At 45.0% G+C, this 23,901-nt stretch carries 26 protein-coding genes and 3 tRNA genes; 10 read left to right on the plus strand and 19 right to left on the minus strand.

Annotated elements, in window-relative coordinates:
• Positions 1-18 precede the first annotated feature (18 nt).
• The 4 genes from DESLBE_RS16610 to DESLBE_RS16625 form a co-directional block, all read right to left on the minus strand.
• Positions 19-1,149, minus strand: coding sequence for a GGDEF domain-containing protein (locus DESLBE_RS16610; RefSeq protein WP_012615312.1), 1,131 nt, complete (start codon positions 1,147-1,149; stop codon positions 19-21).
• A 342-nt stretch (positions 1,150-1,491) separates the two neighbouring features.
• Positions 1,492-1,740 carry a spore coat protein gene (locus tag DESLBE_RS16615; protein WP_005815105.1) on the minus strand — a complete coding sequence of 83 codons (249 nt, stop codon included), beginning with the start codon at positions 1,738-1,740 and terminating at the stop codon, positions 1,492-1,494.
• Between the two features lie 13 nt (positions 1,741-1,753).
• Complete coding sequence (locus DESLBE_RS16620; RefSeq protein ID WP_005815107.1) at positions 1,754-1,939, minus strand: hypothetical protein; 186 nt, start codon at positions 1,937-1,939, stop codon at positions 1,754-1,756.
• A gap of 165 nt (positions 1,940-2,104) precedes the next feature.
• Entirely contained in the window at positions 2,105-2,470 is a 366-nt protein-coding gene (locus DESLBE_RS16625) for a helix-turn-helix domain-containing protein (protein WP_012615311.1), read from the minus strand.
• 123 nt (positions 2,471-2,593) lie between these two features.
• Between DESLBE_RS16625 and DESLBE_RS16630 the strand changes: the two genes are divergently transcribed.
• Positions 2,594-2,899, plus strand: coding sequence for a pyridoxamine 5'-phosphate oxidase family protein (locus tag DESLBE_RS16630; protein WP_012615310.1), 306 nt, complete (start codon positions 2,594-2,596; stop codon positions 2,897-2,899).
• Between the two features lie 131 nt (positions 2,900-3,030).
• On the opposite strand, the gene DESLBE_RS16635 is transcribed toward DESLBE_RS16630, so the two are convergent.
• Entirely contained in the window at positions 3,031-3,597 is a 567-nt protein-coding gene (locus tag DESLBE_RS16635; RefSeq protein ID WP_012615309.1) for a DUF3795 domain-containing protein, read from the minus strand.
• A 236-nt stretch (positions 3,598-3,833) separates the two neighbouring features.
• Between DESLBE_RS16635 and DESLBE_RS16640 the strand changes: the two genes are divergently transcribed.
• On the plus strand, positions 3,834-4,691 hold the full coding sequence (locus tag DESLBE_RS16640) for an AraC family transcriptional regulator (protein ID WP_018305723.1): 858 nt from the start codon (positions 3,834-3,836) through the stop codon (positions 4,689-4,691).
• Here DESLBE_RS16640 and DESLBE_RS27460 read toward each other — a convergent pair.
• The 14 genes from DESLBE_RS27460 to dnaA all read right to left on the minus strand — a co-directional run bounded on the left by DESLBE_RS27460 (position 4,630) and on the right by dnaA (position 17,201).
• A complete protein-coding gene (locus DESLBE_RS27460; RefSeq protein WP_041271901.1) occupies positions 4,630-5,085 on the minus strand; it encodes a hypothetical protein in 456 nt (151 codons plus the stop codon). The genes DESLBE_RS16640 and DESLBE_RS27460 overlap by 62 nt on opposite strands.
• Positions 5,082-5,279: a hypothetical protein gene (locus DESLBE_RS27465; RefSeq protein ID WP_026198773.1), complete on the minus strand. Its 198-nt coding sequence runs from the start codon at positions 5,277-5,279 to the stop codon at positions 5,082-5,084. Before DESLBE_RS27465 ends, DESLBE_RS27460 begins: the two co-directional genes overlap by 4 nt.
• Positions 5,280-5,596: 317 nt before the next feature.
• A tRNA-Ser gene (locus DESLBE_RS16650) sits at positions 5,597-5,685 on the minus strand.
• Positions 5,686-5,742: 57 nt separating this feature from the next.
• Positions 5,743-6,189 (minus strand): tRNA adenosine(34) deaminase TadA, encoded by a 447-nt coding sequence (tadA, locus tag DESLBE_RS16655; protein ID WP_018307475.1) that lies wholly within the window; start codon positions 6,187-6,189, stop codon positions 5,743-5,745.
• A 15-nt stretch (positions 6,190-6,204) separates the two neighbouring features.
• Positions 6,205-6,283, minus strand: a tRNA-Arg gene (locus tag DESLBE_RS16660).
• 82 nt (positions 6,284-6,365) lie between these two features.
• A tRNA-Ser gene (locus DESLBE_RS16665) sits at positions 6,366-6,454 on the minus strand.
• Between the two features lie 102 nt (positions 6,455-6,556).
• Positions 6,557-7,822 carry a serine--tRNA ligase gene (gene serS, locus DESLBE_RS16670; RefSeq protein WP_018307476.1) on the minus strand — a complete coding sequence of 422 codons (1,266 nt, stop codon included), beginning with the start codon at positions 7,820-7,822 and terminating at the stop codon, positions 6,557-6,559.
• A 30-nt stretch (positions 7,823-7,852) separates the two neighbouring features.
• Positions 7,853-8,419 carry a pyridoxal 5'-phosphate synthase glutaminase subunit PdxT gene (gene pdxT / locus DESLBE_RS16675; protein WP_018307477.1) on the minus strand — a complete coding sequence of 189 codons (567 nt, stop codon included), beginning with the start codon at positions 8,417-8,419 and terminating at the stop codon, positions 7,853-7,855.
• A gap of 114 nt (positions 8,420-8,533) precedes the next feature.
• Positions 8,534-11,020: a DNA gyrase subunit A gene (gene gyrA / locus DESLBE_RS16680; protein ID WP_144677634.1), complete on the minus strand. Its 2,487-nt coding sequence runs from the start codon at positions 11,018-11,020 to the stop codon at positions 8,534-8,536.
• A 13-nt stretch (positions 11,021-11,033) separates the two neighbouring features.
• A complete protein-coding gene (gyrB, locus tag DESLBE_RS16685) occupies positions 11,034-12,968 on the minus strand; it encodes a DNA topoisomerase (ATP-hydrolyzing) subunit B (RefSeq protein ID WP_144677636.1) in 1,935 nt (644 codons plus the stop codon).
• A 151-nt stretch (positions 12,969-13,119) separates the two neighbouring features.
• Positions 13,120-13,377, minus strand: coding sequence for an extracellular matrix/biofilm biosynthesis regulator RemA family protein (locus DESLBE_RS16690; protein WP_005815134.1), 258 nt, complete (start codon positions 13,375-13,377; stop codon positions 13,120-13,122).
• Between the two features lie 3 nt (positions 13,378-13,380).
• Entirely contained in the window at positions 13,381-14,478 is a 1,098-nt protein-coding gene (recF, locus tag DESLBE_RS16695) for a DNA replication/repair protein RecF (protein ID WP_018307479.1), read from the minus strand.
• A gap of 14 nt (positions 14,479-14,492) precedes the next feature.
• Positions 14,493-15,596: a DNA polymerase III subunit beta gene (gene dnaN / locus DESLBE_RS16700; protein WP_012615304.1), complete on the minus strand. Its 1,104-nt coding sequence runs from the start codon at positions 15,594-15,596 to the stop codon at positions 14,493-14,495.
• Between the two features lie 255 nt (positions 15,597-15,851).
• Positions 15,852-17,201, minus strand: coding sequence for a chromosomal replication initiator protein DnaA (dnaA, locus tag DESLBE_RS16705; protein WP_005815138.1), 1,350 nt, complete (start codon positions 17,199-17,201; stop codon positions 15,852-15,854).
• Between the two features lie 355 nt (positions 17,202-17,556).
• Between dnaA and rpmH the strand changes: the two genes are divergently transcribed.
• The 8 genes from rpmH (at position 17,557) to rsmG (ending at position 23,867) form a co-directional block, all read left to right on the plus strand.
• The gene (rpmH, locus tag DESLBE_RS16710) at positions 17,557-17,691 is read left to right on the plus strand and encodes a 50S ribosomal protein L34 (RefSeq protein ID WP_011462335.1); all 135 of its coding nucleotides are present in this window, start codon (positions 17,557-17,559) and stop codon (positions 17,689-17,691) included.
• A 125-nt stretch (positions 17,692-17,816) separates the two neighbouring features.
• Positions 17,817-18,152 carry a ribonuclease P protein component gene (gene rnpA, locus DESLBE_RS16715; protein WP_015945544.1) on the plus strand — a complete coding sequence of 112 codons (336 nt, stop codon included), beginning with the start codon at positions 17,817-17,819 and terminating at the stop codon, positions 18,150-18,152.
• The gene (gene yidD / locus DESLBE_RS16720; RefSeq protein ID WP_011462333.1) at positions 18,153-18,362 is read left to right on the plus strand and encodes a membrane protein insertion efficiency factor YidD; all 210 of its coding nucleotides are present in this window, start codon (positions 18,153-18,155) and stop codon (positions 18,360-18,362) included.
• Between the two features lie 11 nt (positions 18,363-18,373).
• On the plus strand, positions 18,374-19,069 hold the full coding sequence (locus DESLBE_RS16725) for a YidC/Oxa1 family membrane protein insertase (protein WP_011462332.1): 696 nt from the start codon (positions 18,374-18,376) through the stop codon (positions 19,067-19,069).
• 21 nt (positions 19,070-19,090) lie between these two features.
• On the plus strand, positions 19,091-19,729 hold the full coding sequence (gene jag, locus DESLBE_RS16730) for an RNA-binding cell elongation regulator Jag/EloR (RefSeq protein WP_011462331.1): 639 nt from the start codon (positions 19,091-19,093) through the stop codon (positions 19,727-19,729).
• Between the two features lie 127 nt (positions 19,730-19,856).
• Entirely contained in the window at positions 19,857-21,236 is a 1,380-nt protein-coding gene (gene mnmE / locus DESLBE_RS16735) for a tRNA uridine-5-carboxymethylaminomethyl(34) synthesis GTPase MnmE (RefSeq protein WP_144677638.1), read from the plus strand.
• An 8-nt stretch (positions 21,237-21,244) separates the two neighbouring features.
• On the plus strand, positions 21,245-23,158 hold the full coding sequence (gene mnmG / locus DESLBE_RS16740) for a tRNA uridine-5-carboxymethylaminomethyl(34) synthesis enzyme MnmG (protein ID WP_144677640.1): 1,914 nt from the start codon (positions 21,245-21,247) through the stop codon (positions 23,156-23,158).
• A complete protein-coding gene (gene rsmG, locus DESLBE_RS16745; protein WP_011462328.1) occupies positions 23,148-23,867 on the plus strand; it encodes a 16S rRNA (guanine(527)-N(7))-methyltransferase RsmG in 720 nt (239 codons plus the stop codon). The genes mnmG and rsmG overlap by 11 nt, the downstream gene beginning before the upstream one ends.
• Positions 23,868-23,901 lie beyond the last annotated feature (34 nt).

Here is a 23,901-nt window from a genome sequence, read left to right on the forward strand (position 1 = left end):
ATTCCCGCATCTTTACTTTTAGGCATTTTTTTGTTTATCCATATACATCAATTGATCTATCCTTTTCAGAAAGGCCATGGTTGACATGTCCGGTTCCTTTGTATAACAATCATAGCCGATGCTGAGGCGGAGTTCATAGGGAGTTATTTTTTCCAGATTAAACTGAGACACTTTTTCCTTAAGCCTCTGTACCATTGCCATAAGCTCCGCCCGGTCATCGATTTCCATGACGATAACAAACTCATCTCCACCGTATCTGGCGATAAAATCCGTTTTTCGGAAAGTTTTTCTAAGCATTTGAGCTGTATATTTTAAGGCCTGGTCGCCATTGTCATGCCCATAGGAATCATTGATGGTTTTAAAAGAATCGATATCAATCATGATACCGGCAATCAGATGATGACGCCTGTTTTTCATCTTCTCCTGAAGGTAATTGTCAAGATATCTCCGGTTATAAACACCTGTCAGATAATCCGTATTCAGCTGATCTTTTTGAATGTTGATAAAGATAATCAAGATAGACAAGGTTGAAGCTATCCAAATCATGACTGCTCCAGGAAACATGAACTGGATAATCCCGCCTACCATGGGGGGAATGGCAAAAAAGAGCAGGTAGGCATACTCCTTTCCAGCGATTTTTTTCCTGTTCCTAATTAAGAACGCGCTGGTGTAAATGATCATATAGAGGCATATTCCTAACAGAAGAAAGATGAAACGACCCCGGTGATAGACATTGTTCTCGTCAAAGATAAAGTAAATATTCGTAAAAACACTGGCAACGGATAAGACCAAGTTAATTAATACTGGAAGGAGTATGGGGAATAATACTTTGGTCAAACGCTCTTTGCTGCTGTGGATATAAAAATCCACATAATAGTACCAGATCATACAAATGACCGGATTTAAGGTATTATAGGCTACGATTGATGCTATACTCAGCGTTCTCGCCAGGCTGCCTGGCTTACCATCTAAAATCCAGAGCATCGAGTCCAAAAGCAAAAGAAGAATATTGGCGGAAATCAAAAGGAAAAAAAGCTTCTGATCCAGTGAATACTGACGGTCTGGGCGACGCATGTTCAAAAATATTACGCATAAGATGGTCATCGCAAAGAAATTTAATTCCACATAGTGTACTATCAGTGGCATCATTAAGGGGTCACTTCCTCAGAATTCTAAATCCTCTTATTATCCAGCGCCATGTCCGCAAAAAAGTGTACTGATATCTCTAATATCTTTATTTTACAAAATGGATCATAAAACCTTGTAACGGCCGTTTTTTTACATATTCCAGAACACAATCAGCTCCTAACCTATAAAACCGCCTGAACTGAATCATGCGAATCTATTAACTGGAATCCTGTCTTTCCCACTGCTCCTTCAGTTGTTGAATTAGCTATGGATTACTATATAAAACAGAAAAGCCCGGCATATAGCCAAGCTTTTCTATCGTTCGCATTCCAATTGAATCCGGTTTAAAGTTTTTATTTATTACTAGCTGCTAACCTGGGATTTAGTCTGCTGAATTTCATCATCCTTAGCCATAAGAGCAGGCTTATAATACCCTTTAGCCTGGGCCATCTGGAATAACTGATACTGGGATGCTTCATCGTTATTGCGGATTTGTTGAATGGTAGAACGCAGCTCGGGGTTCGCGCATTCGGAAATAGTGTTGGCATAGAAGGTCAGACTGCTCTTTACAGAGGAAAGGACATCGTTGACCATTACCTTTTCGTCTATCATTGCTTATCCTCCTTTAGTTTAAAAAGCTTAGCAATTGCTGTTTGGTTTTCATGGCACCTTGGGCACCATCCTGAAAAAACTGCTTAATTTCAGGATCGGTTGCTTGCTGGGCATAAGCCTGCAATTTTTGATGGGCAGTTTCATGAGCGCCAATCAAATGGCGCAGATTTTGCAGTTCAACTTGGTTTAATTGTGACATATTAACAACTCCTTTCAAGATATTTCCGTACTTAGTATTTCAGAATGCAGGCATAATATTCATCAATGACAAAATGAGCGGGTCCAACAGCGAAAATTTGATGGGAAAAGATAAATGGTCCGTGCCGAGCACGGACCATTTAATAGCTTATTGAAGTCTATAACCTTATGATTCCTTCGTATGAACCTTGACACCCCATTGGGCCAGCTGTTTTAAGATTGGCATCAGATCATCACAGACATCGGTGAGGGTGTATTCGACCCGCACCGGCATCTCCACATACTGCCGGCGGACGATCAGACCGTCCTCCTCCAGTTCCTTTAATGAACTGACCAGCATAGTATTCGTAATCCCGGCAATTTTACGCTTCAGCGTATTATACCGCGTCGTCCCGTCCTGATGGAGTGCGCATAATATGGGCAGCTTCCACTTCCCGCCGATAATCTTCAGTGCGCTTCCCAGTGGACAATACTCCATGCAAGGGCATTTGGTCGGGCATGAGACCACACACTTTACATCTCTCTCAGTCATATTTTCCGTACCTGCCTATAATTTTCTGCGTACTTGATTTTCATTTCTATTATACTAATATTGTACTAGGTAGCAATTTAAGAGTAAATAGCTATCTAGTACTTTACATAAGGAGAGGATAAAATGATGATCAACGACGAAGTCAAAGCTGTTATTGAGGGTTCCCCCTTTATCACCCTTGTCACGGTGAGCGCGGACGGAACGCCGCATCCGATCATCGCCGGCAAAGGTGAGGTCTCGGGAGATCAGGTGATCTTCGGCATTTATAAGATGGAGGTCACGCAAAAGAACCTCAAAGAAAACGATAAGGCGTGGCTTGTCGGTGCTACCAAAGATGGCGGCCCGAAAGGTTATCGCCTCTTCGGCACAGCCAAAGCCGTCGACAAACAGCTCATCTTCACGGCACAGACGGTGGAGGCAATGATATAATAGGCATTACCTGCCAGAAAAGAGGAGGATAACACTGATACCTTGTGTTATCCTCCTCTTTTCTTATATCGACTTTATTGCGGCTACTTCATTTATGTTGGGGAAGCAGCCTACGGGCGAAAACCTGATTCCTATAATTTTGATTTCTTGCGTAATTTCAGGGTGATCTTTCGTTGCTCCGCCATTGCCTGCAATAAACAAACTGCGGATGCAGCTCTTTCCTTCAGCGGTGCATCTGATTGAATTTCAGATGTAAGTTGCTCTAATATGTGTTTTATATCGTCTGTTTCCAAAAGGTTGACAGCAAGACAAAATAAGCTCTTCCGTCGTCCATCATCATAGTTGGCCAGCAACTGTTCCAACATACCAACCTTTTCGTTCAATTCCTGTCTATAGGCGTCAATCCCCCAACGTTTCGCTTTCTCCAGGTCTCTGAACTGATGCAGGTGAGTGATGAAGGAATCCGATTGGTCAGCGCCATCATATTTTGAGCAGGGAAATTCATCACACTGATAACAGTAGGCAAATCCTTTGCGCTGACTACAAGATAGCACTCCGCACTTAGGGTGTCTGGCAAGAAAATCTTTTCCGGCACAACCGGGACATTGTGATGCTCCATTCATTTGATAACGTGGGCACAGCCCGCAATTTAATCCGCAAGCTGAGAACAATGGATATTCTCTTTGTTTATATTCCATATTTAACTCCCCTAATTCTCTTAATTGTTATGTGGATCATTGTTTTACAAGTGAAATATATTATAATTGCCTATAGACCTTGCTGAGGGTGAAATGCACCCTATAAATTTGAGTCAGGATTGATTACGATCGGAATAATCAATCTATACTTCAGACGAGACAAAACATAGCACAAAAAGTCGGACCTAACTCCATGAAAATTGATAAGATATGTCTACAGATAGGGGGTAGTCATTGTGGGATGGATTGAAGGTATCAGTGACGCAATTAACTATATCGAAGATAATATCACTGAAGCGCTGACCATAGAAAATATCGCAAAACAAGCATTTGTCTCCTCGTTTTATTTCCAAAAGGGCTTTGCCATGCTTTGCGGTTTTACGGTCGGAGAGTATATCCGGCAGCGCAGGCTCACCCTTGCCGGCAGTGAGCTTGTTTCTACTGATGGAAAAATTATTGATATTGCTTTGAAATATGGTTATGACTCACCAGATAGTTTCACAAAGGCTTTCCTTCGTTTCCACGGTGTCACACCTACTGCTGTTCGAAAAGACGGAGCAATGCTCAAATCTTTTGCTCCCCTAAAAATCAAATTTTCATTGGAAGGCGGTTTTATCATGGATTACAGAATTATTGAAAAAGAAGCGTTCACTGTCATGGGTGCAGCCAAGGTGTTTAAGTATGATACTGCGGGAACAGAGATTCCGAAGTTCTGGACAGAACATTATCAAACGGGAAAAGACAAGATAGTATGCGGAATGTATGGAGTATGTGTAGATGAGAGCATGGGTTCAGATGAGTTCGAATATCTGATTGCAGACAATTACACTACCTCCAGTGAAATTCCGGATGGATTTGTTACAAAGGTTATTCCGAAACACTCCTGGGCTGTTTTTGCCTGCAAAGGTGCTATGCCCACATCCCTGCAAAATACGAACCAAAAAATCTTCTCCGAATGGCTGCCTAACTGCAAGGATTATGAAATTGCAGCGGGTTACAATATTGAAATGTACACCAATGTAGCGGATTATCCTAAAGGGAATCAGGATGAAAACTACTACAGCGAAATATGGATTCCTGTTCAGAAAAAATAAGCGTTAAGATGGAACCAGGCAATTCTCTCCAGAGGATGCATGGTTCCTCTTTTTTGTTAATCAACTGTTTCATTTTCTTCGGAACACTATAAGGCTGCTGCGGCTCAAGAGCTGCTCCCATGATGCGAACCGGAATACGACGATATAGGCCCTTATCTTCAGGCCGATCCATTAGTACAAGAGAATGTACCTCTTTTATAGTCCTTTCTTCTAAAGGAACTTTATTGCTTACAAGCTGTTGTACATATACAAAAGCATCTCGATGCCCCACGGCTTCCAAATGGTCTTTCAACGGTTTCTGGTCAATGGTAATGCCCTCTAAGACCAAAGCTGTCTCCTGGAGCGTAAGGGTATTACCCTCAATCGCATTTGAGTTATAAGTGAACTCAATCATAAATTCATCGCGTAAACGGGCCGTTTCACCCGCAGTTTTCTGCCGTCTATGGGCTTTTCAGCATCTGCAGGAATCAAATAGGAACGGCCTTTTTTTATAACACCATTAATCCGTTCCTGTTCACACAAGATCCGCACACGCCGATCAGTAAGCCCCCATTTTTCAACGGCTTCCTTGACTTTCATGTATTCCATACCAATAAACCTCATCAATATTCCATGTTTTTCCAATAAATTGTAGCATATTATCGGAATAATATACAAGATATTTTTATAAAATTATGAGACCAATTATTCCTTTTAATGAGAAAGTGGGATTCGCTCCGCTCGGATTCCCTCACTATCACGCCGGGTCGGGAAAATGCTTCCTAAGGGCGCATTTTTTATCTCCCTCAGGCTGCGCCGGAACATGTTTCCAAAGGTCACATGTTCTGTTCGAATCCCACCTCCACATTAATTTTTATTCCAATTAAAAATCCGCATTAACTTACTAATGCGGATCTCATTTACAATGGCGGAGGAGGTGGGATTCGAACCCACGGACGGTTGCCCGTCAACTGATTTCGAGTCAGCCCCGTTATGACCACTTCGATACTCCTCCACACTATAAAGCTTAAATGACAATCACTACGCTATTCTCACTTAAGCAAATTAAACTTTACCTTAGCTTCCGAAAAAAATCCTTCAGAATCTGGGCACACTCTTCTTCCAATATCCCCGCCACAACCTCCACACGGTGATTCCAGCGGTTCACATCCAGTACATTGGTCACGGAACCTACTGCTCCGCCTTTAAGATCAGCCGCTCCAAAAACAAGGGTTTTTAAGCGGGCCTGAACCAAACTACCGGCACACATGGGGCAAGGTTCCAGAGTTACATAGAGAGTGGCTTCAGAAAGACGCCACACTCCCAAAGCTTGAGTTGCCCGCTGCACAGCCAAAACTTCAGCATGGGCTGTAGGGTCCTGCCTCAGCTCTTTTTCATTATGAGCTTTGGCAATGATTTCTCCCTTATGCACCACCACTGCCCCGATGGGAACTTCTCCCTGGGCAAAGGCAATTTCAGCTTCTTCAAGAGCTAAGCGCATATAGTCCTGATGATTCATAATACCTCTGTTTGATGGTGGCCCCGGGAGGACTCGAACCCCCGCAAGACAGGGTTTAGGAAACCCCCGCTCTATCCACCTGAGCTACGAGGCCAAATTTGGTTTACACAACCACATTACTATTGTAAAAAAGTCCGTAACTCGCGTATCGAACTACGAACTTCAGATCTCCATAATGGCGGAGGGGGTGGGATTCGAACCCACGGCCCCTTGCGGAGTCACCGGTTTTCAAGACCGGCTCCTTAAACCACTCGGACACCCCTCCGTGACGTGACGAAATTTAGTATAGCATAAAATTTTTCCTCTGTAAATGTTCAAGATCCATCTAATTTAGGGAATCGAGAAAGCACTCAGAATGCTAATCCAACTAGCCAATGTACTCGACGCCCATATACGGCTGGAGTGCTTTTGGAACTCTCACTCTGCCGTCAGCTTCCTGATAATTTTCAAGAATGGCGGAAACCGTACGGCCGATGGCTAAACCACTGCCATTGAGAGTATGGAGAAACTCAGGCTTGGCTTTCGGTGCCCGGCGGAAGCGAATATTGGCCCGGCGGGCCTGAAAATCTTCAAAATTGCTGCAGGAAGAAATCTCCCGGTAGGTATTAAAGCTGGGCAGCCATACTTCCAGATCGTAAGTCTTGGCTGAACTAAAGCCCATATCTCCTGTAGATAAAGCCATTACCCGATAAGGAAGCTCAAGCTCCTGCAGAATACTTTCCGCATCCCGGGTTAAGGACTCCAGCTCCTCATAGGAATTTTCAGGAAAGGCAAACTTCACCAGTTCCACTTTATTAAATTGATGCTGCCGGATGAGCCCCCGGGTATCCCGGCCTGCCGAACCTGCTTCCGCACGGAAACAAGCACTATAAGCACAGTGATGAATCGGCAATTGCCCGGCTTCCAGGATTTCTTCCCGATACATATTCGTGACCGGAACTTCGGCAGTAGGGATTAAGAAATAATCGGTTCCCGCCACCTTAAAAGCATCTTCTTCAAACTTAGGAAGCTGCCCGGTACCAATCATAGAATTACGATGAACCATATAAGGAGGCAGAACTTCCACATATCCTTTAGCGCTATGCCGGTCCAGCATGAAGCTGATCAGGGCTCTTTCCAGCTTGGCCCCTAAACCTTTATAAAAAGTAAAGCGAGCTCCTGTAACCTTCCCTGCCCGGGCAAAATCCAGGATATCCAGCTTTTCGCCGATCTCATAATGAGCTAAAGGCTCAAAATCAAAGGAGCGGGGAGTTCCCCAAGTGCGAACCTCAACATTGGCCTCTTCATCAGCTCCTACTGGAACTGATTCATGAGGAATATTAGGAATCTCATAAAGCACAGCTTCCATGCTCTGCTCAATCTCACCTAATTTATCTTCGAGATTCTTAACTTTTTGTCCCACTTCCCGCATCTCTAAAATAAGCTGCTCCGCATCTTCCCCATGTTTTTTCCGGCGCCCTACCTCTTCAGAGACCGTGTTTCGCTTGGCTTTTAATGATTCCACTTCAAAAAGAAGCTTGCGGCGCTCTTCTTCTTGTTCCAGAAAAGCATCCAAACTGACATTGGAATTTCTTTTTTTAAGGGCTTCCTTGACTACTTCGGGGTTCGTGCGTACAAATTTGAGATCTAGCATCTGAAATCCTCCATATCTGACCACTTCCATTTAGATTTGTCCATTGACGATATCCAGAAAATAACGGTAAATGCGGTCATCCTCTGTTTGTTGAGGATGAAAAGCACCAGCCAGCATATTGCCTTGTCGTACAAAGACTATTTTACCATTATATTCTGCTAAAATCCCTACATTAGGGGCAATTTCCTGAATATAAGGGGCTTCATTGAAGATCGCCTTCAGCGGTGTGAGTCCTAAAGCCGGAATGGATAGATAAGCCTCCGTCCTTCCTGCCATAGGTTCCTTGGTGACCGTCAAATCCATCAGCCCCAGCCGGTCATTTCCCTGTCCGGGAGATTCTTTGCTCAATAAGACCATTCCGGCCCCTAGTCCGAAGATAGGAAAATCCGCCTTGGCCAATTCCTTAATCCTATCTCCCAGACCAGGCTGCCCAAGATTCTTCGCCTTATTGCCTGTGCCTGTCATGATTAAACCCTGAATATCGATTAAATCTTCCCTTTGCTGAATCCTGATCACTTCGCACCCCAACTGCCTCAAAAACCGGCAAGGATCATGATCGGTTCCCTCCAGAGATAATACTCCGATCCTCTCATTCATGGATAATCAGCCCCATTCTGCTCGTACTCTTTACCATAGGCGGTACAGAGTACTGACTCTCTGCACAGTGAGACGGTCCCTATTTAAAAACACTGGCCTTATATTATATTGAGATTATTCCTCAGATTCTATTTCTACTAATTCTAAATCTGATTCCTCAGCATCTTCTTTATTGTCAACGACGGCAATGGCCACCACTTTGCTTTCACCGGTTCTCATGGCCATAACTCCCTGGGCTGAACGGCCTTGTTTGGAAATGCCGGACACTTCCTGGCGGATAATAATTCCGTCTTCAGTGATGATCATCATATCGTTTTCAGGTCTCATCACCTTAAGCCCTACCAGTTTGCCTGTTTTAGCATTGAGCTTGGTGGCAATGATGCCCTTGCCGCCCCGTCCCTGCACTCTATACTCGGAGAGACTGGTCCGCTTAGAGAAACCCAGCTCGGTCATGGATAGTATTTCCGCTTCTTCCTCATAGATTACATCCATACTCACCACAAGATCCTCTTTTTCCAAAGAAATCCCTTTGACTCCATGAGCGGTTCTGCCCATTTGACGTACATCAGACTCCAGGAAGCGAATACATAAACCATTTTTAGTCGCTATGATGATATGCTCATCAGGCTTGGTTAAACGGACGTCAATCAGTTCATCATCACCGCTTAAGCTGATGGCAATCAAGCCATCCTTGCGGGGTGAGTCATACTCCTTGAGCAGGGTCTTCTTGACAATCCCCTTCCTGGTAGCCATAAAGAGATGAAAATCCTCATTATACTTTCTGATGGACAAAACGGCGGTGATCTTTTCTTCACTGGGATTGATACTCAGGAGATTGACAAGTGCCGTTCCTTTTCCTGTCCGGCCTGCTTCGGGAATTTCATGAGCCTTTAAGCGATACACCTTGCCCCGGGTGGTAAAGAAGAGAATATATTGATGGGTGGAGGTGGTAAAGATCTTCTCCACGAAATCTTCTTCCCGGGTGGCCATGCCATGAACTCCTTTACCCCCGCGCCGCTGGCTTTTGTAGGTATTCAGAGGCATTCTCTTGATATACCCCCTGTGGGACATGGTGATGACCACTTCTTCATCATCGATTAGATCCTCGATGTTCATATGGGTGGCATCAAAGGAAATTTCCGTGCGCCGTTCATCGCCGAATTTTTCTTTGACCTCTTGCAGTTCCTGCTTAATAATATTGAGAACCATTTGCTCTGAATTGAGAACTGCTTTTAAATAAGCAATGGTCTCCTGAATTTTTTGATACTGCTCTTCGATCTTCTCACGTTCCAAGCCGGTCAGCCGCTTCAGGCGCATATCCACAATGGCCTGAGATTGCCTGTCACTCAGTCCGAAACGGGACATTAAATTATCTTTAGCGCTCTGCTCATCAGCGGAAGTCCGGATAATACTGATCACTTCATCGATATAATCCAGGGCTATTCTCAAGCCCTCTAAAATATGGGCTTCAGCTTCGGCTTTATTCAGTTCAAAGCGGGTTCTGCGCACAATCACATCTTTTTGGTGTTCAATAAAGTAATGAATGATTTGTTTAAGATTGAGAACTTTAGGCTGACCGTCCACTAAGGCTAAAATATTAACCCCGAAGCTTTCTTCCATCTGGGTATGCTTATAGAGCTGATTGAGAAGGACCTGAGGATTGACGTCCCGGCGCAGTTCCATGACAATCCGCATCCCGGTCCGGTCCGATTCATCCCGGAGATCCGTAATGCCTTCGATCCTTTTCTCCCGAACCAATTCAGCAATTTTTTCAACCAAGCGGGCCTTATTCACCATATAAGGAATCTCGGTCACGATAATCCGCATTTTGCCGGATTTCTCCATCTCCTCAACATGGGCTTTGGCACGGGTCCTAAAGCTGCCTTTACCGGTCCGGTAAGCCGAGATAATCCCTTCCGTTCCCATAATGGAGGCGCCGGTAGGAAAATCAGGTCCCTTGATATAAGTCATCAGTTCTTTGATCTCGATCTCGGGATTATCGATCTGAGCAATCGTTCCCTCAATCACTTCGGTGAGATTATGGGGAGGGATATTGGTAGCCATCCCCACCGCAATGCCCGCCGAACCGTTGACCAAGAGATTAGGGAATTTGGCCGGCATCACCTTAGGCTCTTGTTCCCGCTCATCATAGTTGGGCTGAAAATCCACCGTATCCTTATCGATATCGGCCAGCATATATTGAGTGATTTTAGACATTCTTGCTTCCGTATAACGCATGGCCGCAGCTGAATCACCGTCAACCGAGCCAAAGTTGCCATGTCCGTCGATCAAGGGATAACGGGTGGAAAAATCCTGAGCCAAACGAACTACCGCATCATAGATGGAGGAATCCCCATGGGGGTGGAATTTACCCATGCAATCCCCTACCAGACGGGCAGATTTGCTGTAAGGCTTATTAGGAGTCATCCCCAATTCATGCAAAGTATAGATAATGCGGCGATGAACCGGTTTTAAACCATCCCGTACATCCGGCAAAGCCCGGCTGACGATAACACTCATGGAATAATCGATAAAGGATTTTTTTAGTTCCTCCGATATTTCGATAGGGAGAATCTTTCCTCCCTGAATTTCAGTCGACATGTGCTATCCTCCCTTAGACGTCCAGATTACGGACATATTGTGCATTATCCTGGATGAATTCACGCCTTGGTTCGACCACGTCACCCATGAGAATGGTAAAGAGCTCGTCCGCTTTAATGGCATCTTCCATAGTCACCTGCAGAATCGTTCTTTTGGCCGGATCCATGGTGGTTTCCCAAAGCTGTTCCGCATTCATTTCCCCTAAACCTTTGTAACGCTGAATTTCCACCCGATCGCGGCCGATCTCATCCTGCAGCTTGGCTAACTCTTCATTGCTGTAGACATAATGGATATCCTTCCCCTTCTTCACTTTAAACAGAGGGGGCTGGGCAATATAGACATAATTGTTCTCAAGCAGAGGCTTCATATAGCGGAAAAAGAAGGTCAGGAGCAAAATCCGGATATGAGCGCCATCCACATCGGCATCGGTCATGATCACTAATTTATGATAGCGGGCTTTTTCAATATCAAAATCCTCGGAAATCCCCGTACCCATGGCTGTGATCATGGCTCTGATCTCAGCATTGCCTAAAATCCGATCCAAACGGGCTTTTTCCACATTGAGAATTTTGCCGCGCAGGGGCAGAATAGCCTGAAAACGGCGATCCCGGCCTTGCTTGGCCGAACCTCCCGCACTGTCACCCTCCACGATATACATCTCACAAAGCTCTGCTTCTTTCCAGGAGCAATCGGCTAATTTCCCCGGCAAAGCGCTGACTTCCAGAGCGCTTTTGCGCCGGGTTAATTCCCTTGCTTTGCGGGCTGCTTCCCGGGCCCGGGAAGCCTGAATGGATTTTTCAATGACTTTCTTGCCTATGGCTGGGTTTTCCTCAAAAAACGCCGATAAGCCTTCTCCGGTGATGGAATCCACAATCGAACGAATTTCCGAATTCCCCAACTTGGTCTTGGTTTGACCTTCGAACTGGGGTTCAGGAACTTTTACCGAGATCACGGCGGTCAAACCTTCCCGGATGTCTTCTCCCGACAGGTTGGCTTCGTTGGCTTTCAGGATATTGTTTTTCCGGGCATAATCATTGGCCACCCGGGTCAAAGCCGCTTTAAAGCCGGATTCGTGGGTACCCCCTTCATGGGTATGAATATTATTGGCATAAGAAAAAAGATTTTCCACATAGCCGTCATTATATTGCATGGAGACTTCAACCTGGACCCCATCCTTTTCTGCTTCAAAGTAAATGGGTTCAGGATGAAGCGATTCTTTGGAACGGTTGATATACTTGACAAAATCATAGATGCCGCCGGTATGGTAATAAACTTCTTTCTTGTCTTCTCTGGCATCGATCAAGGTAATCGATACTTTTTTATTCAAGAAAGAAAGTTCACGAAGACGGTGGGCTAAAGTATCAAAGAGGAACACGGTATCCTCGAAAATTTCCGGATCGGGAGAAAAGGTAATGGTGGTTCCGGTCTGATTTTTATCCACCTGACCGATCACCGCAAGTTCTGTCTTGGTTTTACCCCGCATAAACTCCTGATGATAAATATTCCCGTCTTTCCTGACCTCCACATGGAGCCAGGTGGATAAAGCATTGACCACGCTCATCCCCACGCCGTGGAGTCCCCCGGATACTTTATAAGCGCTGCCGCTGAATTTTCCTCCGGCATGGAGCACCGTTAAAGCCACCTCAACAGCCGGCTTGCCTAATTTAGGATGAATATCCACCGGAATCCCCCGGCCATTATCCACCACGGAGATGCTGTTATCTTTATGGATCGTAACTTCAATGGTATCGCAGTAACCGGCCAAAGCCTCGTCGATACTATTATCCACGATTTCATAGACCAAATGATGCAGACCGCGCAGACTTGTGGAACCGATATACATCCCCGGTCTTTTTCTGACCGCTTCTAAACCTTCAAGGACCTCAATCTGCCCTGCATTATAATCATTGGTTGGAATAGTCTCCTTGATTTCGGCTTTTTCTTGCAAAGCTGATCCCTCCCAAATTCCCTCTACTTATACAGCTAACCTTTTAATTATACGACCTTTCAATCCTTTATTCAAATAAAGGATTTATCCCAGGCTAACACAATCAAAGAAACCTCACTGCAGACTTAGAGAGGTTTCTTCCTGATCCTGCCTATTCTTCACCGATGATCGCGGAGCTGGATCGCTTTAATAAGGTGCTTGATGAGATAGGGGAAAAATAGTTGCCGTCGCTGGCAATAATTAAAGATTTTTCTTTGCCTTTTTCGGATATGTAATTTATTTTTTGTTTTTCTTTAATTTTATTTAAAAAATTCTCTGAAGTTGAATTTCTCATCGCCGTCTCCAAATCCAGAATAGCAATGATCTTTTCCTGATTAATCAGGATATCGCCGCCTAAATGTAAAAACATGAATTATTCAATCCTCCCAATCTGCCCTTTTTCTACTTTGAGCAATAAGGATGCCCTTTGCGTCAGGGTTTCCGCACTGGTCATGGTCATAATCGTTTGCTGCAAGGATTTTGTATAGTCTAATAGATAGTCTCTCCTGAATCGATCCAATTCAGACAATACATCATCCAGTAAAAGCAAGGGATAGTCGCCTTTTTCCTGGCGAATCACTTCCAGTTCCGCTAATTTGGTGCTTAAAACAATCGAACGCTGCTGCCCTTGAGAGCCATAAAGGCGGGCCGAACGCTCATTGAGCTTAAAAAGAATGTCGTCCCGATGAGGTCCGATCAAAACCATCTTTCTTTCCATTTCCAAAGACATCTTTTCTGCCAGGAGCTTGGGAAATGCGGCCAAAGCTTCCTCCAGATTATTTTTTCCCAGGGCGTGATAGTCCATGGTCAGCTCTTCTTTCCCCGAAGAAATCTGCCCATAGATTTCCTGGCCTTTTCGGGAAAGCAGACCGGTAAATTCCCAACGATTCCTGATAATTTCCGAGCCAATCCGGAGGATTTGTTCATTCCACAGTTCAATCTGAGTAATCTGACTTTTGCTCCCTCCCTGTCCCTGTTTCAGGAGGGCATTTTTTTGCTGAAGCACCTTGTTATAGGCATTAAGGAGCTGAATATGCTTGGAGTGGTGCTGAGCAATATGTAAATCTAAAAAGCGTCTCCGCTCAGCCGGCCCGCCTTTGACCATCACCAAATCGTCCGGTGAAAAAAAAACCACATTAATGGTCCCGACATATTCTGATAATTTTCGACAAGGAATTTGATTGATCTTAATAATTTTTCTTTTGTCCTGATAATGGCTTTCTAAACGCAGTTTGCGCCGCTGCACGATGAAATCGCCGTAGAGGTGGAATTCATTCTCTCCCCAGCGGGCCAGTTCCTGCTCCCGATGGACACGGTAAGACTTTCCAGTTAAAAGATAATAAATACCTTCCAGGATATTGGTCTTTCCTTGTCCATTTTCTCCTTGCAGGATGGTTAAACCTGGCCGAAAATCCACTTCCTGATCCTGATAATTTCGAAAAGACTTTAAATGCAGCCATTTTATTTCCATGGTGGTCAGCCGGCTTAAGACGTCCGCACAGGCAAAGCAAGATAGAGATAGTTGGGATCGTCGACGGGACGAATGATTCCCGGGCTGTAAGAACCCGACAATTCAAAAACGATCTCTTCAGAATCAATAATTTTAAGCACATCCAATAAAAATTTGGAGTTAAAAGCAATCTTGACGTCATTGCCCTCTTTTTTTACTTCCATCTGCTCGGATATCTTACCTAATTCCGAGGTCTGATCAATGGACAATCTCTCTGTATCCACTGAGAGTTTGATAATACTGGTATGGCTCCCATCCCGGGCCAGCAAAGAAGCTCTTTCCACAGAATCCTGGAAAAGCCGCGCTGATAATAAAACCTTCGTTTGGCAGGATTGGGGGATAACTTGTTTATAATTGGGGAATTGTCCTTCAATCAAACGGGAGAGGAGATGGACAGCTCCAAACTGAAAAACGATTTGGGCTTGATTAAAGCGGATGAATAAATTCTCATCCTCATCCCTGAGCAAGCGATAGATTTCCCCTAAGGTCTTGGCGGGAATAATACCCTGAAACTTGATCTGTTCAGGATTAGAAATTTCGGCAATCCGGTAAGCCAGACGATGGGTATCTGTAGCAATTAAACGTAAGCTTCCATCTTCGATCTGGAGCAGGCAGCCTGTAAAGACAGGACGGCTCTCTTCAGCAGAACAGGCAAAAATAGTCTGTTTAATCATGGTTTTAAAGATGGAGACAGGTAAGTTAAAGGTTTCCGCATCAAAGAGATCCGGTAATAAGGGAAATTCCTCCGGGTCATAGCCTCTGAGGGATAAATCCGATTCATTGTAATGAATGTTGATCACATCGTTTTGCAGCTCCAGTTCAATCAGAACGTCGGGCAGCTTGCGCACTAAATCAGAAAAAAGCCGGGAAGGAAGAACCACAACTCCCTCTTTTTCTACCTGAGCCGGAACGACGCAGCGGATCCCTATTTCTAAATCCGTGGCTTCGAAGATCAAGGATTGTCCTTCAGCTCTAATCATAATTCCTTGCAGAACAGGCAAGGTGTTTTTATTTGATACTGCTTTTTGGACAGTATTCACTCCCGTAATCAGGGAGTCCTTGGAGCAATAAATTTTCATGAAAGCAGCCTCCTCAAAAAACTTATCAACAGTGGAATATTTTGCGGGGAACAATAATAAGCTATTAATTTAGTCGTATTAGTACTATAGCTTGTCTCAATGTGGATAATGCAGCTTGTCCGGCAGATGAGCCGGGTTAGGAATGAGTAAAAACATGTGAATTAATCCTTGAATTTATCCACATGTTAACAAACTCGTTTTTATATAAAATCTATCCCAAAAGGATGAACACTTTATACACATAGATAACCCCAATTAGAGGGATTGGATCATTTGAATGATTTCATTAATTTTCCTATCCAGGAGAGGATCATTTTGGCGGCTCTCGGAGATTTTATCATAGGCATGGAGAACGGTGGTATGATCTCTTCCTCCAAACTCATCACCAATTCTGGGCAAAGAGTTGTCGGTAAGTTCTCTGGATAAATACATGGCGATTTGACGTGGAAAAGCCACAGCCCGGGTTCTCTTTTTGGCCTTAAACTCACCTAAAGACAGATGATAAAAATCGGCCACCGCTTGTTGAATCATTTCAATGGTTATTTCTTTAGGAGTGCTGACGGGAATAATATCCTTAAGAGCTTCGGCTGCCGTCTCAACGGTGATCGGATTGGAAGTCAAGGAGCCTACGGCCATGACCCGGATTAAAGCGCCTTCCAGCTCTCTGATATTGGAGTGAATTTTGTCCGCGATATAGACCATGACTTCATTGGCCACCTGCAGGTTTTCCAGCTTGGCTTTTTTTCTCAGGATAGCGATGCGCGTCTCCAAATCCGGCGGTTGAATATCTGTGATCAATCCCCATTCAAAACGGGAACGCAAGCGATCTTCAAGGGTGGGGATTTCTTTGGGAGGACGGTCAGAGGAAATAATAATTTGCTTATTGGCATCATGGAGGGCATTAAAGGTATGGAAGAATTCCTCCTGGGTACCTTCTTTACCGGCGAGAAATTGGATATCGTCAATCAACAAAATATCCACATTGCGGTAGTGATTGCGAAATTCAATGGGATTTTGATCACGGATGGATTCAATGAGTTCATTGGTAAATTTTTCACTGGAGACATAAAGGACCCTGGTGCTGGGGGAGCGCTGAATGACCGCATTGCCGATAGCGTGCATCAGGTGGGTCTTGCCTAAGCCGACACCGCCATAGATAAATAACGGATTATAGGCCAGGGCGGGGGACTCGGCCACAGCCAGGGCGGCGGCATGGGCAAAGCGGTTGCTGTTGCCGATGACAAAGGTGTCAAAGGTATACTTTGAATTGAGGGTTTTATTGTCCGCGGGTTCTGCTTTAGAATTAGAAGACGCTTTGTTTTGATTGTCTCCTGGTTGTGTTGTTTCATGGATTGAAGTGACAAGAAAGCGCAAATTCATGGATTGGCCAAGGATGGATTGAACTGTGGAGCGGATGATGGGGGCATACCGGCTCTCCAGCCAATCCTTGGCAAATTCATTAGGTACGCTGACGATCAGAGTGTCTCCTTCGATATCAAGGAGGTATGTGGAACTGAGCCAGGTTTCAAAACTTGGTTTAGAAAGTTCATTTTCCAGTTTTGATAGAGTTTCTTGCCAAAGTACTTGTAGAGAACGGGGTGGCATTCAGTGGACCTCCCTTTGTCTAATTATGTTGAAAATATGACAATAAAAAAGTTATACACAAACTTATACACATTTGTGGATAACTCAATAAAATTATTGCTGTGTACAAATGATAAAAACGAGAGCATGGAAATTAAAGGCGGTGTAAAATCATAATACCAATTTTTTTTGGGGTTATCAACAGGAAGTTAGTCCTAATATAAATTTATTCACAGGTGGATAACTTTTCCGGAGCTTAAGTTATCCACAATCTAATTGTAGACTCTGCTTGACAGGGCTAAAAAACTTAGAGTATAATCTCTAGAGATGTGCAATTTTTATTTGTTTTTTCCCTTGAAGGAGGTGCAATAGCAGTATGAAGCGGACTTATCAGCCGAAGAATCGTCGTCATAAGAGAGTACATGGCTTTTTAGAGAGAATGAGCAGTACATCAGGAAGAAACGTGCTTAAACGCCGTCGTTTAAAAGGGCGGAAGAAATTATCAGCTTAAGGCCGCAATCTTGTGGCCTTTTTCAAATGAATAGGGATATTTGCTGTCTTTTCTTTCCGAAATAGGTTTATTCTGAAGTTTGTGAGTAAAACTAGGGTTAGTATGTTTTGAATTACGGAGGGGCCATGTTACAGAGGAGTCTTAGATTGCGTCAAAAATCTCTTTATAGAAAGGTTTTTGCACAAGGGAAAAGTTTCTCCGGCAAATATGTAGTCATCTATGTAGCAGAGGGCCCCTCACGGTTCGGGTTTATTGCTTCTAAAAAGGTCGGCAATGCCGTTGTTCGTAATCGGGCTAAACGTTTGATGAGAGAAGTCATCCGGCTTCATCTTGCGGAGATGAAAGAAAATACTCAAATAATTTGTATTGCCCGTTCCTCAATTAAAGGAGTTTCCTATTCTCAAGTAGAAAATAGTCTTTTGAAAAGCTTATATAAAGCAAAGGTTATAAAGGACCGTTGATTGATGAAGCGTTTATTAATTGGTATGATTCGGATTTATCAACGCTATATTTCGCCTCTTAAACGACCATCCTGTCGTTTTTACCCCACATGTTCTGAATATTCTATTCAAGCGATACAAAAGTACGGGGTTGTTAAAGGCTGCTGGAAATCCCTTGTCAGGATTTTAAAATGCCATCCCTTTCACCCTGGTGGTTATGATCCAGTTTAAGGAGGGTTTTTGTGAGTACATTTGTTGTATGGATGACCGAGTTGCTGAAATGGTTATATAATTTAACCGATTTGGTTGGTTTCGCCAGCTATGGTTTGGCGATTATTCTTCTTACTATTATTATCAAAACCTTGATTTACCCTCTTACCTGGAAGCAGATGAAATCCATGCGCAAGACGATGGAAATTCAGCCTAAGCTTCAAGAGATTCAGAAAAAATATAAAAATAACCCTGAAAAGCTCAATCAGGAAACCATGGAGCTTTATAAGAAGCATAATCTCAATCCGGCCGGGGGCTGTTTGCCTTTACTTGTTCAATTGCCGATTTTCTGGGCTTTGTATAATACCCTCTTTCATTTTGATAACTATATTGCCGATCCCAGTCAAGCGATGTTTTTATGGTTCAGCATCACCGAGAACGGCAACTTGGTTCTCGCCATCCTGGCAGGTGCCACAACCTTTTTGCAAACAAAGCTTACTACGGCATCCAATCCGGCTATGAAGGCTCAAAACAACACTGGAAAGCCTGACGCTGCTCAGTCAACCCAAAAGATGATGCTTTATTTCATGCCTCTGTTTATGGCCTATATTACTTGGACTGTGCCTTCAGGCCTTGGTTTGTACTTTTTTACGATGAATATTGTTTCTGTTTTGCAACAGCTTTATATTAATCGCAAATTGAACAAAGAACAGGTCGAGGTTGCCTAAAGTTATAAAGGGAGGATATCCATGAGATTTGCTGAGAAAACAGGTAGAACTGTGGAAGAAGCTATTAATGCTTGTCTGAACGAATTAGGGGTCGAGCGGGAGCGGGTTAAGATCGAAGTATTGGCAGAACCTATGAAAAAGGGTCTTTTCGGCTTGTTGGGGACCACTCTTGCCAAAGTACGGGCCGGTTATGAAGATTGTCCGGGTGAGCTGGCCTGTTCGTTCCTTAAAGATGTATGTGACTCAATGGGTGTTATTGCTGAGTTTAACTATACACAACAGGGGCAGCATTGGCTCATTGATATTTCCGGTGAAGAACTGGGCATCTTAATTGGCCGCAGGGGAGATACTCTGGAAGCTCTCCAGTACTTAGCCAATCTTGCTGTAGCCAAGCAGCTTGCCGAAAAAGTTCGGGTTATTATTGATGTGGAAGGGTATCGTCAGCGGCGGGAAGAGACTTTAGTCCGCCTGGCCAAGCGACTGTCTGATAAAGTGAAGCGTACCGGAACTCGTGTTGTCCTAGAACCTATGAATCCTCATGAAAGAAGGATTATCCATACTGCTTTGCAGGATGATGCACGGATCTCCACCTTTAGTGAAGGTGAAGAACCCAATCGTAAAGTGGTTATTTCCTTAAAACGGACAAAAGAAATTTCCTGAGGGGTAAGGTTACCCCTCTTTTTTTTACTGTCAGAAAGTTTACATGAGTATTAGACACTGTTTTTCATGGTATATTAGGCAGGAGCAGTTTTGGATTTTGGATATTGATTGAATTGGAGCGGATCCCATGGATGATACGATTATTGCTTTAGCTACGGCTGTAGGTGAAGGAAGTATACATGTTTTAAGACTAAGCGGACCCCAGGCCCAGGAGATCATTGAGCAAGCCTTTACACCTCACCACCTTCAGCGCTGGCAGGAAAAAAGCAATTTTACCTTGCACTTAGGTTATTTTCGGGCGGGGGCAAAGGTCCTGGACGAAGTGCTCATCGGCAGAATGTCAGCCCCAGGCTCTTATACAGGGGAGGATGTCTATGAGATCAATTGTCATGGCGGCCTCTATATCGCCGAGCGGATTATGAGAGAATGTATAGGCCTGGGGGCACGTCTGGCTGAGGCCGGAGAATTCACGAAGCGCGCTTTTCTTAATGGCAAGCTGGATTTAATTCAGGCGGAGGCGATTGTGGATTTGATAGCAGCCAAAACGGATAGTTCGGCTGATCTGGCTCTTGCCCAGATGGAGGGCTTGCTTTCTCAAAAAATCCTTTTGCTTAAGGATCAGGTGATGGAGACCCTGGCTTTTATCGAGGCCGGTATTGATTTTCCTGAAGATGATGTGGAAAGTTTGGATCGGGATGCTCTCCTCCAGCGCATCAGCAAGGGACTTGAGCTGGCTCGTGATTTGCTTGAAGGGAGCAAGACGGGAAGAATCCTCCGGGAAGGCATGCTGACGGTGATTGTCGGACAGCCTAATGTGGGCAAATCCAGCCTGCTCAATGCTCTGATGGGGGAAGAGAGGGCTATTGTTACAGATATACCGGGGACGACCCGGGATGAGATTCGGGAATCGGTCACTATCGGCGGCATACTTTTGCAGTTGGTGGATACGGCGGGACTTCGGGAAAGCGAGGATCTTGTTGAGAAACTGGGCATTGAACGATCCTGGAAGGCTATGGAGAAAGCCGAACTGATTCTTCTCATCATCCAGGCCGGCCAGGAGCTTAAGGCTGAAGAGCTGAAGATCTTAAGTCAGTATGATCAAAGTGTGATCGTTTTAATTAATAAAATGGACCTTCTGGCCGGCAAGGAGCGGGGGGAGGAAGTTCTTGAGAACTACCCCACTCAGCAAGGAGTATGGATTCCTTTTTCGGTGAAAGAGAATTTGGGCTTTAAGCAGTTGGAGAAAGAGATTAAGCAAAGAGTTTATCAGGGTAAAGCAGAAAAAACTAAAGAGCCCTTACTCTCCAACATCCGTCAAATCACTGCCTTAGAGAGGGCCGTATCAGCTTTGGCAAACGGTTGGGATTCGGTTAAGAACGGCCTGCCCTGGGATATGGTATCCATTGATATCCGCCAGGCTCTTCAGGAAATTTCCCAAATGACGGGGGATAGTGTTCAAGAGTCCTTGTTGGATGATATTTTCTCACGATTTTGTATAGGAAAGTAGGAGGAACCGTGGAATATTTGGCGGGAAACTATGATGTGATTGTGGTGGGTGCCGGACATGCGGGCTGTGAAGCGGCTTTGGCTGCCGCGCGGATGGGCGGCCGAACCTTGTTGATCACTCTCAGCCTAGATAATATAGCCCATATGGATTGCAACCCCTCTTTGGGAGGGCCGGCCAAAGGCCATTTGGTCAGGGAGATCGATGCTTTAGGCGGGCAAATGGGCATTACCGCCGATGAGACATCCCTGCAGGTCCGTATGTTGAATACGGGAAAAGGCCCGGCGGTTCATGCTTTGCGGATCCAATCCGATAAGCATGCCTATCATCTTCATATGCGCAATGCGATTTTAGGTCAGGAAAATTTAGTTCTTCACCAGGCTCTGGTGGAGCGCATCAAGACTGAAGACGGGAAAGTGAGCGGTGTCGTAACCCGGACGGGAGCCTTCTATGCTGCGCCCAATGTGATCTTAACCAGTGGGACCTATTTGCGGGGACGGATCATTATCGGCGACGCCATGTATGAGGGGGGCCCTAATGGACAGCAGACAGCCATGAATCTTTCCGGTGCCTTAAAGGAGCTTGGCCTGGAGCTGGGACGTTTTAAGACAGGGACACCACCCCGGATTCATCGCCGTTCTGTGGATTACACCAAGTTCACTGTTCAGCCTGGTGATTCTGTTCCCTGGCGTTATTCCTTTATGCCTACCCAAAGCATGTTTTGGGGCCGTGATGTGGACAAACAGATTCCTTGTTGGTTAGGGTATACTACACCGGAGACTCATCAGATTATCCAGGACAATATCCACCGGGCCCCTTTATATTCGGGAAAAATCGAAGGGATTGGCCCCCGCTATTGTCCTTCCATTGAAGATAAGGTTGTTCGCTTTGCCGATCGTCCAACACATCAGATCTTTCTCGAACCTGAGGGCTGGAATAGTGACGAACTCTATGTGGCAGGATTATCCACCAGTATGCCGGAGGAAATACAGTACGATATTATCCATAGTATTCCCGGATTGGAGAAGGCTGAGCTTTTGCGTCCCGGCTACGCTATAGAATATGATTATGTGAAGCCCTATCAGCTTTCCCTGAGCCTGGAAGTGCGCAAGATTTCCGGACTTTTCACAGCAGGCCAGCTTAATGGAACCTCCGGTTATGAGGAAGCGGCGGCCCAGGGTTTATTGGCGGGAATTAACGCGGCACTACGGGTTCAAGGGAAGGAACCTTTTATCGTCCGCCGCTCTGAAGGATACTTGGGTGTATTGATCGATGACCTGGTCAATAAAGGGGTCAAGGAGCCTTATCGTTTGCTGACTTCCCGAGCGGAGTATCGTTTGATTCTCCGTCAGGATAATGCGGATCTGCGCTTAACTCCCCGGGGCAGGGAGATCGGCTTGGTTAAAGATGAGCGCTGGGCGGCTTTTCAAAAGAAAAAGGCAGCCATCGCTGAAATCAATGCCTTATGGCGGGGGACTAATTTTTCACCCCTTAATGAACATTTGGCAGAGGTACTGGCAGGGGTTCATTCTGCGCCGGTCCATGGCGGAATCAGCGGCGAGGAACTGATGAGAAGACCGGAAATTACGATTAACGAAATAAAACAGCTTATCCCTCAGCTGGCAGAGTATGATGAAGAAGCTCTGCTGGAAGCAGGGATTGAAATCAAGTATGCGGGCTATATTGAAAAGCAGCTGGCCGAGATTGAGCGTTTCGCCAAGATGGAAGAGCGCATGATTCCTGAGGAAATTGTTTATGATCAGATCAAGGGATTATCCACAGAGGGCAGGCAAAGGTTGAAAGAGGTTGCCCCCGCCAATATGGGCCAGGCCACCCGGATTACAGGAGTGACGCCGGCGGATATCTCCGTTTTATTGGTCTATCTGGAACAAAAGCGCAGAGGGGGTCAGATCCATGCTACCTGAGCATCAGGAACTTCTGGGCAGATTAACCCGCCAACGCTTGAATATTGAACTGAGTGGGGATCAGATTGAAAAGTTTTCTATATATGCTGATCGATTGGTTGAATGGAATGAAAAGGTCAATTTAACAAGTATTACGGAACCCGAAGAAATAATTCTGAAACATTTTGTGGATTCCCTTGCTTTGCTTTCTTTAGTTCAGGGGAAGAGGCTTGCCGATATTGGCACAGGGGCTGGGTTTCCCGGAATTCCGCTGAAAATTCTTTTGCCTGAAGTCGAGGTTTATCTGGTGGACTCTTTGGCTAAACGCTTGGACTTTTTAGAAACAGTTATTAAAGAATTGAAATTGACCAAGGTCCAAACTGTACACGCCAGGGCCGAAGATTTTGCCAGAGACCCTCATTACCGGGAAACCTTTGATTGCGTTACATCCCGGGCAGTCGCCCGCTTGCCTGTATTGCTGGAGTATGCTGTCCCTCTGCTTAAAAAGGGCGGATATTTTTTAGCGGCCAAAGGATCTCAAGCGCAGGAAGAGGTTATGGAGTCTAAAAAAGCCTTGACAGTCTTAGGGGCTGAGATCAAAGATATTAAACTCTTTAATTTGGGAGCCGAAGCCGAGCACCGGGCCATTATCCTGGTGGAGAAAACGTCATCAACTCCCCCCGCTTATCCCCGCAAGGCAGGCACTCCCGGAAAGAAGCCTTTAGTGTAGCACTGGGATTGGCATGTTTTGCCGAAGATTTTAA

The sequence above is a fragment of the Desulfitobacterium sp. LBE genome (assembly GCF_007830365.1).
GTDB lineage: Bacteria > Bacillota > Desulfitobacteriia > Desulfitobacteriales > Desulfitobacteriaceae > Desulfitobacterium > Desulfitobacterium hafniense.

What these genes read in the sequence shown, in the direction of transcription:
- DESLBE_RS16610 (WP_012615312.1), bottom strand. Translation starts at nt 1,149, where the DNA reads ATGATGCCACTGATAGTACACTATGTGGAATTAAATTTCTTTGCGATG.
- DESLBE_RS16615 (WP_005815105.1), bottom strand. Translation starts at nt 1,740, where the DNA reads ATGATAGACGAAAAGGTAATGGTCAACGATGTCCTTTCCTCTGTAAAG.
- DESLBE_RS16620 (WP_005815107.1), bottom strand. Translation starts at nt 1,939, where the DNA reads ATGTCACAATTAAACCAAGTTGAACTGCAAAATCTGCGCCATTTGATT.
- DESLBE_RS16625 (WP_012615311.1), bottom strand. Translation starts at nt 2,470, where the DNA reads ATGACTGAGAGAGATGTAAAGTGTGTGGTCTCATGCCCGACCAAATGC.
- DESLBE_RS16630 (WP_012615310.1), top strand. Translation starts at nt 2,594, where the DNA reads ATGATGATCAACGACGAAGTCAAAGCTGTTATTGAGGGTTCCCCCTTT.
- DESLBE_RS16635 (WP_012615309.1), bottom strand. Translation starts at nt 3,597, where the DNA reads ATGGAATATAAACAAAGAGAATATCCATTGTTCTCAGCTTGCGGATTA.
- DESLBE_RS27460 (WP_041271901.1), bottom strand. Translation starts at nt 5,085, where the DNA reads ATGATTGAGTTCACTTATAACTCAAATGCGATTGAGGGTAATACCCTT.
- DESLBE_RS27465 (WP_026198773.1), bottom strand. Translation starts at nt 5,279, where the DNA reads ATGGAATACATGAAAGTCAAGGAAGCCGTTGAAAAATGGGGGCTTACT.
- tadA (WP_018307475.1), bottom strand. Translation starts at nt 6,189, where the DNA reads ATGAATCATCAGGACTATATGCGCTTAGCTCTTGAAGAAGCTGAAATT.
- serS (WP_018307476.1), bottom strand. Translation starts at nt 7,822, where the DNA reads ATGCTAGATCTCAAATTTGTACGCACGAACCCCGAAGTAGTCAAGGAA.
- pdxT (WP_018307477.1), bottom strand. Translation starts at nt 8,419, where the DNA reads ATGAATGAGAGGATCGGAGTATTATCTCTGGAGGGAACCGATCATGAT.
- gyrA (WP_144677634.1), bottom strand. Translation starts at nt 11,020, where the DNA reads ATGTCGACTGAAATTCAGGGAGGAAAGATTCTCCCTATCGAAATATCG.
- DESLBE_RS16690 (WP_005815134.1), bottom strand. Translation starts at nt 13,377, where the DNA reads ATGTTTTTACATTTAGGCGGCGATATCCTGATTAATCAGGAAAAGATC.
- recF (WP_018307479.1), bottom strand. Translation starts at nt 14,478, where the DNA reads ATGGAAATAAAATGGCTGCATTTAAAGTCTTTTCGAAATTATCAGGAT.
- dnaN (WP_012615304.1), bottom strand. Translation starts at nt 15,596, where the DNA reads ATGAAAATTTATTGCTCCAAGGACTCCCTGATTACGGGAGTGAATACT.
- dnaA (WP_005815138.1), bottom strand. Translation starts at nt 17,201, where the DNA reads ATGCCACCCCGTTCTCTACAAGTACTTTGGCAAGAAACTCTATCAAAA.
- rpmH (WP_011462335.1), top strand. Translation starts at nt 17,557, where the DNA reads ATGAAGCGGACTTATCAGCCGAAGAATCGTCGTCATAAGAGAGTACAT.
- rnpA (WP_015945544.1), top strand. Translation starts at nt 17,817, where the DNA reads ATGTTACAGAGGAGTCTTAGATTGCGTCAAAAATCTCTTTATAGAAAG.
- jag (WP_011462331.1), top strand. Translation starts at nt 19,091, where the DNA reads ATGAGATTTGCTGAGAAAACAGGTAGAACTGTGGAAGAAGCTATTAAT.
- mnmE (WP_144677638.1), top strand. Translation starts at nt 19,857, where the DNA reads ATGGATGATACGATTATTGCTTTAGCTACGGCTGTAGGTGAAGGAAGT.
- rsmG (WP_011462328.1), top strand. Translation starts at nt 23,148, where the DNA reads ATGCTACCTGAGCATCAGGAACTTCTGGGCAGATTAACCCGCCAACGC.